The following is a 13,731-nucleotide window of genomic DNA, read 5'->3' on the forward strand; positions in this document are numbered from 1 at the left end:
CCAATTATGTCAAGGTTAGCAGTCAATTTACCAGGTTTAGATCTAAAAAATCCTATCATGCCAGCAAGTGGAACTTTTGGCTTTGGGGATGTTGGTGCAGCGCAAAAGTTTAATTTGAATACTTTAGGGGCATTAGTTATCAAAACGACGACACCTGAGCCCCGTGATGGTAATCCTAATCCTAAGATCGCCGTACTGGACAATGGGGTCATCAATGCGGTCGGATTACAAAATCCGGGGATCGCAGCGGTCGTTAATGAGAAATTACCCGCATTGAAACAAGATTATCCCGACTTGCCGGTGTTAGGCAGTGTAGGTGGTTCAACGGTCGAAGATTATGTGGAGGTCGCTAAAAAACTCTCTGATTCTAATTTAGTGACCGCTTTAGAATTGAACATTTCTTGTCCGAATGTACATGAAGGTGGGATGGCCTTTGGGACTGATCCGCAGACCGCAGCTGAATTGACTAAACAAGTCAAAGCTGTTTCTAAGGTACCAGTCTATGTTAAACTTTCTCCCAATGTGACTGATGTAGTGGCGATCGCTAAGGCAGTTGAAGCGGCTGGAGCTGATGGTTTGACAATGATCAATACTTTGATGGGGATGAGTTTGAATTTAAAAACGCGTAAATCGGTCTTAGGCAATTTGACTGGTGGCTTTTCGGGACATTCGATCAAACCGATCGCGATCAGAATGATCTATCAAGTCTCTCATGCAGTAGAGATCCCGATCATTGGGGTCGGTGGGATCAAGAGCGCTAAAGATATCATCGAGATGTATTTAGCTGGAGCATCAGCTGTTCAAGTCGGAACGGCACACTTCTACGATCCTTTGATCTGCCCACATTTAGTTGCGGAATTACCAAAAGTAATGGATGAATTGGGGATCGAAAGTATTGAAAAGTTGATCCAAGAAGTACGGGAGGCTAGAGATAATGAAGCTTAAACGCCCGATCATTGCCCTTGATTTTAATGATGCCCAGCGTGCCCTTGATTTTTTACAAAATTTTCCGCAAACTGAGAAGCTTTTTGTGAAGATCGGGATGGAACTGTATTACAGTGCTGGACAAGATCTAGTTAAAGCGGTCTTAGCACAAGGACACGATGTCTTTTTAGATCTAAAATGCCATGATATCCCGCATACGGTCGAACGAGCAATGTATGTTTTAGGTCAATTAGGTGTTAGTCTTACCACGACGCATGCTAATGGGGGCAGTGAAATGCTCAAGGCAGCTAAATACGGTCTAGTTGAAGGGGCACTAAAAGCTGGCAAAAAAGAGCCCAAATTATTAGCGATCACTCAATTGACCTCAACTGATGAACGAATGGTCAAAGAAGAACAATTGATCACGGTCGGACTTGATAAGAGCGTGGAAAATTATGCTAAATTGGCGCAAAATGCAGGTTTAGATGGTGTCGTTTGTTCTGGCTGGGAAGCTAATAAGCTAAGAGAAGTTACGGGTCCGGATTTCTTACGGGTCACGCCTGGGATCCGGCTAAAAACCGACAGTTTAGGCGATCAGAAACGGGTCATGACCCCAGATATGGCGGCGCAAAATGGCTCAAGTGTGATCGTTGTTGGCCGTCCGATCACGCAAGCCAAAGAACCCGTGAAGGCGTATCAAGAAATTTTTGAGCTTTGGAACCAGTAAGAAAGGATAAAGTAAATGAAAGAAATCGCAAAAGACTTACTCGAAATTCAAGCTGTAAAATTATCCCCCAATGAACCTTTTACTTGGGCAAGTGGGATCAAAAGTCCGATCTATTGTGATAACCGTTTGACGATCAGCTATCCTAAGATCAGAACAGCGATCGCTAAAGGAATTGCAGAATTGATCAGAGAAAATTATCCAGAAGTTGAGGTGATCGCAGGAACAGCTACGGCGGGGATCCCGCATGCTGCTTGGATCGCCGCTGAGTTAGACTTACCATTAGTCTATGTCCGTTCTAAGCCAAAAGATCACGGACGTAGCAAACAGATCGAAGGTGTTTTGCAACCTGGGGCTAAAACCGTCGTGATCGATGATCTCTTATCGACGGGGGGCAGTGTCTTGAAAGCTGTTCAAGCTGCGCAACATGAAGGAGCCGATGTTTTAGGCGTTGGAGCGATCTTTAGCTATCAATTACAAGCGATCGTTGATAATTTCAAACAAGCAGAGCTGAGTTATTTTACCCTGACTAATTACTCAGAATTATTGGAAGCAGCTGTTGAAGCTAACTATATTTCAACTGCAGAACGTGCAGTCTTAGAAAAATGGCGCCATGATCCTGAAAACTGGTCAGCTAAAGACTAAATGATAAAATGACCATCCAGATACGTTGGATGGTCATTTTAGATTTTTAACTCAGATATGAAAAGCTTTTGTTATACAAAATTTAGGAATATTGGTATAATATACAAGGTTTATTTTTATTAATATAAATACTAAGGCGGTGATTGTTGATGCCTGATGAACAACACAAATATAAACATCATAAGAAGAAAAAACGTTGGTGGAAGTGGGTCTTGATCGCATTGGGGCTCTTTTTACTAGTCGATGCAGTTATCGTAGGCAAACTCTATTTCGATGCCAAAAAAGCTGTCGATGTTACATATAAAGCTGTCAAACATGATGATAAGCGCACCGGCAGTGTCGATTTAGATAACGGACAGCCGTTTTCCGTCCTCTTATTAGGCAGTGATACTGGTGAGTATGGTCGGACTGAACAAGGACGTTCGGATACTATCATGGTAGCCGCTGTTACCCCTAAAAAGACTGAATTATTGAGTATTCCACGGGATACTTTAGTTACGATCGCTGGCCATCCAGGTAATAATAAGATCAATGCAGCTTATTCATATGATGGTGTTTCCGGGGCTTTGAATACGTTGCAAAGCTATTTAGATATTCCGATCGACCATTATATCGAGATCAATATGAAAGGGCTTGAACAGTTGTCAGAAGCGATCGGCCCGGTCAAAGTCGATAATGACTTAGAATTTACTAATTTGGATGTTCATTTTCCTAAGGGAGAAGTCACGATCGATTCCGATAATATCTTAGCTTATACTCGGATGCGTTATGAGGATCCACGGGGCGATTACGGACGTCAATTGCGTCAACGTCAAGTGTTGACGGCTTTAGTGGAAAAAGCAGCTTCGATCGATAGTCTAGCTAAATACCATAGCATTTTGAATGCTATTTCGGCTAACATGAAAACTGACTTAACATTTGATGATATTAAAGATATCGTAACTAATTATAGTGGGGCTAAAAATATCGATCAGATCCAGCTCAAGGGTAATGGACAAATGATCGATGGCGTCTCATATGAAGTCGTACCAAAGGAAAATTTGGATAAAGTTCAAACTCAATTAAAGCAAACGTTAAAACTTAAATGATTAAAATTAAAGTTGAGAATTAATAAATTCTCAACTTTTTTTCATATACTTCCGTTGAAACTTAGAGTAAGTGATACTATACTGATACTGTGGTACAAATCATAGCAAGATAATTTTTTGTTTATTGTTTTGTGCTTGCGTATTTTAAAATGGTAGATCATGTGGAAGTTATCTACTAGTAGAACGGTAATTTATGGGTGGAAGCATAGATTATCGTTTTTTATTTTATTTTGTGTACTATATTCATTAATTTATCCAAATTTCTAGTAGTTATAGAATTTTTCACTTATAATAGAATTATTACCCTTAGAGAGTTCAAAAAGTTTTAACATTACTATCATAATATAGTATAATTATTTATATAAGGATAAGATATTTGGCATTTGAATTAATGAAGGATAATGCTACGGGAAAGGATATACTTATATGAAGACACAACAAGAAAACATCTTTTCATCAAAGACGTTGACCTATTTCTTGCAATTAGCTGAAACGATGAGCTATACCCAAGCAGCTCAGATCTTGGGGATCACCCAACCAGCTTTGACTCAACAGATAAAGAAATTAGAGCGAACGGTCGGAGCACCACTGTTTTATTCAGTTGGTAAAAAGTTGCACCTTTCTGATGCGGGCTACACCATGCTAGATGCAACTCACCAGATCTATGAAACATTAAATAAAGCAGCCGATGAGATCCAACAGTCGACAAGTGCGACTCAAGGGACGATCAACATTGGGATCTTAGCTTCGATCGAGGATCAAGTCTTCATAGATTTTGCAATCGAATATTACGAAAAAAATAATGGCATCAAACTCTCCACACATATGTTGACGCGTAAGGAGATTTGGGAGCGCTTAGAAAACAATACGATCGATCTAGCGGTAATGTATCTTCCAGATGAAAGTATCAAGAACTGGAAACCATACGAAACTAAAAAGATCATCACTGAAGACTTGATCTTCTTGCACAATAATGAACGCTTAGAAAAACGGAAACGGGTGCGGTTCAAGGATACGTTGAACAATAAATGGGTGACATATCCACCACAATATTACTTAAATGATACGATCAGAGAAGCTTACAAGAATGCGATGGTCGATCATCCAAATAGCGTAGCGCATTTTGCTACACCTGAGCAACTTTTTGAGTTTGCTAAACGAACTGGTAGTTACACTGCACTACCAATGTCATTTGTGACGGCTAAAAACCATGGTGAGATGGGGATGGCATTGTTTGAACCAGAGATCAAGTTCGACTTGGCCTTCGTCTTTAGACGGGGTAAGGATCAGATCCCGCGCATCAATAGTTTTTTGAAAACTTTTGACGGCTATCTAGCTAAAAAAGATTACGTTTCACGTCTCAAAGAAAGCTTATAAGTTACGGGCTCGCCACGATGCAACTGAGCATCGGGGTGAGCTTTTTTATTGTTATTTAAGTTTGGCTAGTTGTGTGGTAGAATTATTAAAGTTAGGAATACTTTAGATGGGAGATATTTTTGATGAAAGAATTAGTTTTCGGACATAAAAATCCAGATACAGATGCGATCGTAGCTGCTAAGGCTTACGCATTTTTACAAAACGCTTTAGGTAACGAAGTCGAAGCTGTTGCCTTGGGTACACCAAATGAAGAAACAAAATTTGTGTTAGAACATTTTGAAGAACCAGCTCCACGTGTGATCGAAAAGGCAGCACCAGAAGTTGAAGCTGTAATGTTGGTCGATCACAACGAAGAACAACAAAGTGTTGCTGATATCGCTGATGTGACAGTTACACACGTAGTTGATCACCACCGGATCGCTAACTTTGCAACAGCTGCACCTTTGTATTATCATGCTGAACCAGTTGGTTGTACAAGTACGATCATTTACGGCGAATTCGTGCAAAATAACGTTGAGATCCCAGCTAAATTGGCTGGTTTGATGCTATCGGCTATTATCTCTGATACTTTACTATTCAAATCACCAACAACTACGGCTAAAGATGAAGCTGCTGCAAAAGCTTTAGCTAAGATCGCTAATGTAGATCTTGAAGCATACGGTCTTGAAATGCTTAAAGCTGGTACCAACTTGGCAAGTAAGACCGAAGAAGAATTGATCACAGCCGATGCAAAATCATTTGACATGGGTGGTAAGACTGTTCGTGTCGATCAAGTAAACACTGTTGATCTTGACGAAGTTTTCGCACGTGAAGCTGCTTTACGTGAAGCTATCGAAAAACAATCAGCTGCTGAAGGTTATGACTTGTTCTTGTTGATGGTAACTAATATCTTGGATTCCAACACCCGTCTTTTAGTTGTGGGTGAACCTAAGGAAATGGTCGAAAAGGCCTTTGAAAAAGAATTGGTAGCTGACAAAGTTGATCTACCAGGCGTTGTTTCCCGTAAGAAACAGATCGTGCCACAATTAGAAGCGGCTTTTAACGCTTAAAAGTTGTTTTAGTTAAGTAAAAGTGCATGCGTTCAATTTAAGGACGTATGCACTTTTTATTTTTCAACAGGGGGTAAATAAGCTATTTTTTAAGGGAATTTACCTATTTTAAATAAGGACATCATTATAAATACTTTTAATTACCGATAACTAAAGGTATAATAATTATAGATAATTAGTTAAGAGGTGCGCTTGATGAGTCAAGAAAAGAGAATTGAATTGATCAAACAATTATTAGAAGAAAGGCAGGAATTATCGACTAAAGATATCATGCAGGAATTTGGGATCTCGCAAGATACTGCGCGACGTGATATCGTGTTATTAGCAAAACGTGGTGAAGTTAGACGCACACATGGCGGGATCTTACCGTTAGATTTTGGACGTAGTGTGCCGAACTTTCAAAGCCGTTTAGCGCGTTTTACTAAACAAAAAACGCAGATCGCCTTAGCAGCTGCGACCCATTTTAAACCGCATCATGTTTATTTTGTCGATTCGTCAACGATCTTATTGAAGACTTGTCAAAATATTAATATGCCCCTAACGATCGTGACCCATTCTTTGGACAATTGCATGGCTTTAGCCGAGCATAATAAAGTACGGGTCAAGGTCTTGAGTGGGACTTTGAATCATGAGAATCGTTATTTCTATTCCAATTTAGCGATCGAAGAGTTACAAAGTGTTGTATTCGATACAGCTTTTATCGCTGCATCTGGGATCGATGAAAATGGGGCTTACCTACTTGATCAAGATGATGCTCAGATCGTTGGAATGGCGGTCAAACGGGCGCGTAAGGTCATTTTGGTAGCTGAACATCAAAAGTTTATCAATAAATCCTACTATCGTATTTGTCCGTTGGATAAGATCTCATTATTTATCACTGACCAAGCACCAACACCCGAACAACGTGCGATGTTTGCTCCTGAGACTAAAATAATCGTGACCCAAGAAGACTAGCTAAAAGAAGCCTGCTAGCTTCTTTTTTTAGCGATATAGTAAACTTTTTATTTATATAAAGTTGACAAAAGGGGTATGGAACTCGTATGCTTATGATATTGGAAGTAGAGAGGATGACTGAATTTGAAAAATAAATTATATTACATATCTTTAGCTAGCATCATGCTCGCCTTGTTGATCGTTTGTTCACAGTTAACGATCCCTTTGCCTGTGATCCCGTTGACGCTTCAAACGTTGGCGGTCGGCTTGTTAGCTTCGATCTTACCGCTAAGATACAGTTTACAGACGATTTTAGTGTATCTATTGCTTGGCTTTATCGGTCTACCGATCTTTGCCAATTTTAAAGGGGGGCTAGGTGTCTTATTTAGCAATACTGGGGGCTATTTACTGGGTTTTTTAGTTTATGTCATAGTTGTTGGTTCCTTAGTCGCTAAAAAGCAAACGTTTGGCTGGTTATTAGTAGCTAACAGTTTTGGGGCCATAATGCAGTTATTATGTGGTTCTTTGTGGTTACTTGTGATCAGCGATATCAACTTGGAAAATGCTCTTTTATTGGGAACAGTTCCTTTTCTTCTTCCTGGAGCAGTTAAAGTCATTTTAGTATGTATATGCGCACAGATCTATTATCGTGAATTTGCCAAACGAAGTGCTAAGATATAAGCGCTATGCCAAAATGCAGTCATACGGGCTGCATTTTTTATTTATCGAAAATTCTTTGGTAATTTTAATCTATCTGCTATATAATAGAGTAAATTTAAAAAAGTGAGGTAATGTTTTATGCAAGCTAGATTTAACCATAAGATCGAAGCCATTGCTGTATCAGACATTCGACAATTCGATATGGAAGTCAGTCAGATCGAGGGGATCATTAAGTTAACATTAGGGGAACCGGATTTTAATACACCGGAGCACGTGAAACGAGCTGCGATCACGGCGATCAATGCGGATCAATCACACTATACACCTAATTCGGGGATCATGGAGTTACGCCGTGCCGCAGCTAAGTACTACAAAGAAAAATATGATCTAGATTACACGCCAGAACAGGTCATCACGACTGTGGGGGCAACAGAAGCGATCGCCGCTAGTTTGCAAACGATTTTAAATCCAGGTGATACAGTCTTGATGCCGACACCGGTTTTTCCGATCTATGCTCCGATCAGCCAGTTGAATGGGGCTGATGTTTTACAAGTCGATACGAGCGCAGATGGTTTTATCTTAACGCCTGAAAAATTACGCGCTACTTTAGAAGAAAATAAAGATAAAAATATCAAAGCAGTTGTCTTAGTCTACCCAAGTAACCCAACTGGAGCAACCTATACAAAAGAACAATTAGCTGCTTTGGCCAAAGTGATCGCTGAATATGATATTTGGGCTTTGTGTGATGAAGTCTATGCTGAATTGACTTATGAAGGACAACATGTTTCCTTAGCCAGTTTCTTACCTGAAAATACGATCGTGATCGGCGGGCTTTCGAAATCACATGCGATGACCGGCTGGCGTTTGGGCTTTATTTTAGGGCCAAAGGATTTTAGTGAACAAGTTGTCAAAGCACATCAATATATGGTGACAGCACCAACGACAAATGTTCAATTTGCTGCTTTAGAAGCGTTGACCAAAGGAAAAGATGATGCTTTGAGCATGCGGAAGGAATATCAAGCTAGACGTGATTTTATGCGCCAAGCTTTAGAAGATGCTGGATTTGAAGTAGTCCAACCAGATGGTGCCTTCTATTTATTCGCTAAGATCCCCGCTAAATGTGGACATGACTCTTGGAAGTTTGTCCGCGAATTGGCCAAAGAAGCTAAAGTCGCTTTGATCCCGGGTGTTTCATTTGGTCAAGGTGGCGAAGGGTATGTGCGTTTGAGTTATGCTGCTTCGATGGATGACTTACACCAAGCAAGTGAACGCATTAAAAAATTTACTGATAATTATTAAGACTACTCCTCACTGCCAAAAAGTGTTAGAATATTTAATTGTGAATAATGCAGTAGAGATGAGGAATAGTGATGACGGAAAACAAGGCTTTAGCTCCGATCGGAGTATTTGATTCAGGTCTCGGCGGGATCAGTGTCTTACGTGAGATCTATAAGCTCATGCCAAATGAGCGCTATTATTTCTTTGGGGATTCGAAAAATGCCCCTTATGGTACCAAAAGTGTAGCCGAAGTCAAAGCTTTGAGTGAAGCGATCGTAGAGGACTTTATCCAGCAAAAGAAAGTCAAAGCGATCGTGATCGCTTGTAATACTGCGACAAGTGCTGCGGCCACGTATTTACGGCAAAAGTATCCCGAAATTCCGATCGTAGGACTGGAACCAGCTGTCAAACCAGCTGTTTTGCATCAAACGGATTCTAAAGTCTTAGTAATGGCGACTCCATTGACTTTAAAGGAAGAAAAATTCAATCACTTGATGGAACGCTTTTCAGACCAAGGTGAGATCATCAAGTTACCAGCCCCTAAGTTAGTTGAGTTTGTCGAAAAAGGTGAATTAAATTCATCAGAATTATATGCATATTTAGAAGATATATTAGCATCGTATAAAGAAAACGTTGATTCAGTTGTTTTGGGATGCACGCATTTTCCATTCGTTAAAAAGGCGATCCAAGATGTTATTGGAAAAGATGTTGCTGTTTTTGACGGAGGAGCAGGTGCGGCTCGCGAATTGAAGCATTTATTGACGCAAAAGCAATTACTTTCACCTAACCAAACAGGCGGTGAGATAACTTTTGAAAATAGTAATGCCACCCCAGTTGAAATCGAGCTGAGCCAAAAACTGATGAACTTGACTGATTAATACAGTCACTTTGAGCTGAGAAGATCTCTCAGCTCTTTTCTTTGGAATTTTTTAGATAGTGAGGACAACAAATGACGAAACAAAAAAAACTCTGGACGCTGCTGACGATCCTGTCGACTTTTCTTTGGGGCGTGTCGGGCTTATTTGCTAAATTTATCTTCGAGCTCGAACCTAGATTGACCCCACTTTTATTGAGTCAGATCCGGATGCTCAGTGGGGGCTTAGTTTTATTAGCTTTAGCCAGTTATAAAAAGGAAGCTCCATTAGCGCTTTGGCAAAATAAGCAAAGTGCAAAAACTGCGATCGCTTACGGATTAGGTGGAATAATTCCAGTACAATTTTGTTATTTTATGGCGATCAAATTAGGTGATGCTTCGATCGCGACGATCTTGCAATTCGTTGGACCATTTTTCATTATTTTATATTTAGCGGTCTTTCAAAAACAACGACCACGCCGGATCGAACTGATCAGTGCGCTGGTAGCATTTTTAGGTGTAGCCTTGCTTGCAACGCATGGTGATCTGACGCAATTAGCGATCACGCCGGCCGTTTTGATCTGGGGATTGCTTTCAGCAGTTGGTGGAGCAGCTAATACTTTGATTCCCCGCAGTTTATTACAACATTATTCTTCAACGGCTGTGACCGGTTGGGGCTTATTGATCGCCGGGATCGGATTGACCGTGATCCATCCAAAATTTGAGTCATTTCCTTTGACATTAGAATTAGTACTATTAGTTTTAGCTGTAGTTGTTTTAGGAACAATCATTCCGTTTCAGCTCTTTACCAATGCTTTGAAATACATCCGCCCAACTACAGCCAGTATGCTAGATGCCTTTGAGCCGATCGCAGCAACGATCGGTTCGATCATCTTTTTTGGGCTCCAACTCAGCGGAGCCGATCTGTTAGGCTCATTTTTGGTCATTATTGCTGTTTTAGCTTTAAATTGGCGCCCAAGAAAAAAGAAATTTACCAATAATGTCTAAGTAAGAGATACTCGCCGGAGATATTGGCGAGTATTTTTTAGCTATATTTTTAAAACGTTTCCATAAGTTATAGCTAAAACTTAGGAAAAATGATAGTATATTATTATGGAATCAGTTCGTATACTGAGATTTGCTATTTAGCTGGAGTGACCTGTTCGGAAAGTTAAAAATGTGCGGGGAGAGTTGCTCACGGTTCGTTAGATGCAGGCCTCAAGTTTAGGAAGGGAAAAACTATATTTCTTTCGCAAGTATAATTAATAAAGATTATGTTGTTTCACATTTTATATAGCTGGGAAAGTCAATGTTAGAAAAAATTCGGGTTAGGCGTCGTTCAAATGAAGTGATCAGTATTGGCGATATTGTCAATTATCGTAAAGCAACATTTGTTGTAATAAACATTTTAAGTATCAAAGTTGCTCCACGGTCTGCGGGTGAGTTTATCTATTATGACTGTTTATGTCAACAGCTCCAAACACCGGATCTGTCGGCGGAATACACGACGACCCAAGCCGAGATCATGTATCAACCGCACGAATTTCGTGAGGTCTCTGAAGTCGGGGAATTTATCTATGATGAAAGTACCGGGATCTGGGTCCAGATCGATGCCATTTTGAATGTACGTTTTGAAGGCAAAAATATGTATGTTAAATATGAATTTGCACCGGTAGTCGAGTGGTCAAATAAAGAGATGCAAACGGCAGTAGTCAAAGAACGGCGCAAATGTATGAAATTATTGAAACCAAAGACTAACAATTTGGTAAATGATTAAAAGATAGGGATGGTTTGATGGCTAAAATAGCGATAATTTCGGATATCCATGGTAATTTGACTGCATTGGAGGCGGTTATTTCCGATATCAAAGCTAAAGCAGTTGATGAGGTCTGGGTCTTAGGTGATATTTTGATGCCAGGACCTGGGGGAAAACAGATCTTGGAATTGCTGCAGTCATTACAGCCAACAGTGTTTATCCGGGGCAATTGGGATGATCTGTTATTACACGGGTTAGCTGGTAAGATCGAATTGACCAAACCTAGCCATGTATATTTTTCCAAATTAGCAATGGCTTGCGGTCAAGACCTAGGGCAAGCTGAATTAGATTTTTTAGCTACAAATCCCATCCAACAGACGCTAACACGTGGTCCCTTGACGATCAGTGTCTCACATAACTTGCCAGATCTAAATTACGGTCAAAAGCTATATCCTACGCGACCACAGGCAGACTTTGATGCCGTTTTAGAGGGGATCACAGCTGATCTAGCGGTCTATGCGCATGTTCACCACCAACTGATGCGGTATACGACCGCTGAACAGATCGTATTGAATCCCGGTTCGGTCGGCGAGCCTTTTTGTGATTGGAAAAAGTTCCAAGCTGATCTTAGAGCGCAGTATGCTTTGCTAGAGATCGATGAGTATGGACTTGGTGGGATATCTTTTTGTAAAGTTGCCTACGATTACCAAAAAGAATTGGAATTAGCTAAAAAAGCCCACATTCCATACCTTGAACTTTACGAAAAACTTTTGACAACAGGCAAAGTCTATACGCATGATCAAGAATTATTAGCCCAGTATAATGAAAAGTATGGTTATGAGCAAGAAGTGATCGCTTATCAAAATAAAATGCGATAAATAAAAAGTTACTTTAACTTTAGTGAGAAAAAAACGATCCCCAGCTTAAAATAAGCTGGGGATCTAACAACTAACAGGAGGAAATTTTATGGATCTACAAACTAGTCAAGCTACACAATTAGCTGAAATTGATTATTTAGAACGCTTTATCGATTTTATCGATGCTTCACCAAATACGATCCGTACTTATAAAACCTCATTAAAACAATGGTTTAATTACACCGACCAACAACAGATCACAGAGCCGACTCCGCAAGATGTCAAAAACTATCGTGAAGCTTTACTAGCAATGGGATTACGGCCAACAACGGTCCAAAATTATCTAATGGCAGTCAAGCAATTTTTCAAATGGACCGAAGAAATGGGTTTTTACCGCGATATTGCTAAAAATGTCAAAGGTTTAAAGCTAGGGACGGAACATAAAAAAGATTATCTGACTTCCAAACAAGCTGCGGCAGTTTTAGAAAACATCGATCGGAGTACACTCAAAGGCAAACGCGATTATGCTATGTTGGCTTTGATGTTGACGATGGCTTTGCGGACGATCGAGGTCAGACGAGCTAACATCGAAGATATGCGTGTTAGTGGTGATGTTGTTGTTTTATATGTTCAAGGTAAAGGGCATATCGAAAAAGATGCTCCGATCCGAATGCCTGATCACGTTGAAAATGCGATCCGTGAGTACTTACGCGTCCGGAAAGAATTCAATAGTCAAGCACCGTTATTTGCTTCGACATCCAATAACAATTTAGGCAAACGCCTTTCGACGCGAAGTATTCGTGGGATCGTCAAGCAATGTTTTATTGCAGCCGGTTATAATAGTCCACGTTTGACGGCCCATAGCACACGCCATACCAGTGCCACCCTCAACTTATTGAATGGCGCGACTTTGGAGGAAACCCAACAACTTTTGCGGCATACTAACATTCAGACAACTGAGATCTATGCCCATCATTTGAACAGTTTAAATAACAAGAGTAGTGATCGGATCAGTGATGCGATCTTCAAGTAGACGTTGGCTTAGGCCAGCGTTTTTTTATAGCAATACATTGAAAGTACATCCCTGGGCATATTTTAAATTACAATTAGATATTTTTAATTATAAATATATTATTTATTTTATTAGTATTATGCTATAGTATCTGTGAAATAAACTGTAAATATCGCCTATCAAATTATTAGATATTAATTTTTATAGCATCTATATATCAGATTACATATAAATAATTTCTAATTCTTATAATTAAAATCATTACAAAGTGTGCAGTTAGGGGAACACTGTTATGAGGAAAATATTTACAGTTTGCGTGTAAGTAGAGTGACTTAGTTGGTTTTCAAAGGTTATTAATGGGGGATAAAAGTTATGAATTTAACGAGAGTGACCAATGCTAAATTGATCGTTATTTTGCGAAAAAAGAAACACGTACGTTATTTGCTTTGTACTAAGTTAGTCAATCGTATTGGAAGTGCGCTATATAACTTGGCTTTATTGACCTTAGCTTCTAAATAAACATATAGTACTTTAGCGATCACGCTTGTTAAATTATCGGAGAACTTACCTGGCTT

15 protein-coding genes are annotated in these 13,731 nt (G+C 39.8%); all 15 read left to right on the forward strand.

Translation table 11 applies throughout. The annotated features are described in order from the left end of the window. Positions 1-6 precede the first annotated feature (6 nt). The 15 genes from FC30_RS08480 to FC30_RS09790 all read left to right on the forward strand — a co-directional run bounded on the left by FC30_RS08480 (position 7) and on the right by FC30_RS09790 (position 13,675). Positions 7-945, forward strand: a complete 939-nt coding sequence (locus FC30_RS08480) for a dihydroorotate dehydrogenase (RefSeq protein WP_056938505.1) — start codon at positions 7-9, stop codon at positions 943-945. Continuing rightward, positions 935-1,651 carry an orotidine-5'-phosphate decarboxylase gene (gene pyrF / locus FC30_RS08485; protein WP_010689069.1) on the forward strand — a complete coding sequence of 239 codons (717 nt, stop codon included), beginning with the start codon at positions 935-937 and terminating at the stop codon, positions 1,649-1,651. The genes FC30_RS08480 and pyrF overlap by 11 nt, the downstream gene beginning before the upstream one ends. 15 nt (positions 1,652-1,666) lie before the next feature. After that, positions 1,667-2,293, forward strand: coding sequence for an orotate phosphoribosyltransferase (gene pyrE, locus FC30_RS08490; protein WP_010689068.1), 627 nt, complete (start codon positions 1,667-1,669; stop codon positions 2,291-2,293). Positions 2,294-2,442: 149 nt separating this feature from the next. After that, positions 2,443-3,381, forward strand: a complete 939-nt coding sequence (locus FC30_RS08495) for an LCP family glycopolymer transferase (RefSeq protein WP_010689067.1) — start codon at positions 2,443-2,445, stop codon at positions 3,379-3,381. A gap of 426 nt (positions 3,382-3,807) precedes the next feature. Next, positions 3,808-4,758: a LysR family transcriptional regulator gene (locus FC30_RS08500; RefSeq protein WP_010689066.1), complete on the forward strand. Its 951-nt coding sequence runs from the start codon at positions 3,808-3,810 to the stop codon at positions 4,756-4,758. A 122-nt stretch (positions 4,759-4,880) separates the two neighbouring features. Then, complete coding sequence (locus FC30_RS08505; protein ID WP_010689065.1) at positions 4,881-5,807, forward strand: manganese-dependent inorganic pyrophosphatase; 927 nt, start codon at positions 4,881-4,883, stop codon at positions 5,805-5,807. A gap of 195 nt (positions 5,808-6,002) precedes the next feature. Then, positions 6,003-6,761 carry a DeoR/GlpR family DNA-binding transcription regulator gene (locus FC30_RS08510; protein ID WP_010689064.1) on the forward strand — a complete coding sequence of 253 codons (759 nt, stop codon included), beginning with the start codon at positions 6,003-6,005 and terminating at the stop codon, positions 6,759-6,761. 123 nt (positions 6,762-6,884) lie between these two features. Next, the gene (locus FC30_RS08515) at positions 6,885-7,421 is read left to right on the forward strand and encodes a biotin transporter BioY (RefSeq protein WP_010689063.1); all 537 of its coding nucleotides are present in this window, start codon (positions 6,885-6,887) and stop codon (positions 7,419-7,421) included. A 117-nt stretch (positions 7,422-7,538) separates the two neighbouring features. Next, positions 7,539-8,699: a pyridoxal phosphate-dependent aminotransferase gene (locus FC30_RS08520; RefSeq protein ID WP_010689062.1), complete on the forward strand. Its 1,161-nt coding sequence runs from the start codon at positions 7,539-7,541 to the stop codon at positions 8,697-8,699. Between the two features lie 71 nt (positions 8,700-8,770). Then, entirely contained in the window at positions 8,771-9,556 is a 786-nt protein-coding gene (gene murI / locus FC30_RS08525) for a glutamate racemase (protein ID WP_010689061.1), read from the forward strand. A 71-nt stretch (positions 9,557-9,627) separates the two neighbouring features. Further along, positions 9,628-10,539: a DMT family transporter gene (locus FC30_RS08530; RefSeq protein ID WP_010689060.1), complete on the forward strand. Its 912-nt coding sequence runs from the start codon at positions 9,628-9,630 to the stop codon at positions 10,537-10,539. Between the two features lie 301 nt (positions 10,540-10,840). Next, on the forward strand, positions 10,841-11,308 hold the full coding sequence (locus tag FC30_RS08535) for a hypothetical protein (protein WP_010689059.1): 468 nt from the start codon (positions 10,841-10,843) through the stop codon (positions 11,306-11,308). A gap of 17 nt (positions 11,309-11,325) precedes the next feature. Next, positions 11,326-12,165, forward strand: a complete 840-nt coding sequence (locus tag FC30_RS08540; protein WP_010689058.1) for a metallophosphoesterase family protein — start codon at positions 11,326-11,328, stop codon at positions 12,163-12,165. 88 nt (positions 12,166-12,253) lie between these two features. Then, on the forward strand, positions 12,254-13,177 hold the full coding sequence (locus tag FC30_RS08545; RefSeq protein WP_010689057.1) for a tyrosine-type recombinase/integrase: 924 nt from the start codon (positions 12,254-12,256) through the stop codon (positions 13,175-13,177). A gap of 351 nt (positions 13,178-13,528) precedes the next feature. Then, complete coding sequence (locus tag FC30_RS09790; RefSeq protein ID WP_010689056.1) at positions 13,529-13,675, forward strand: hypothetical protein; 147 nt, start codon at positions 13,529-13,531, stop codon at positions 13,673-13,675. Positions 13,676-13,731 lie beyond the last annotated feature (56 nt).

This window comes from Ligilactobacillus animalis KCTC 3501 = DSM 20602 (genome assembly GCF_001434535.1).
Classification (GTDB): Bacteria; Bacillota; Bacilli; order Lactobacillales; family Lactobacillaceae; genus Ligilactobacillus; species Ligilactobacillus animalis.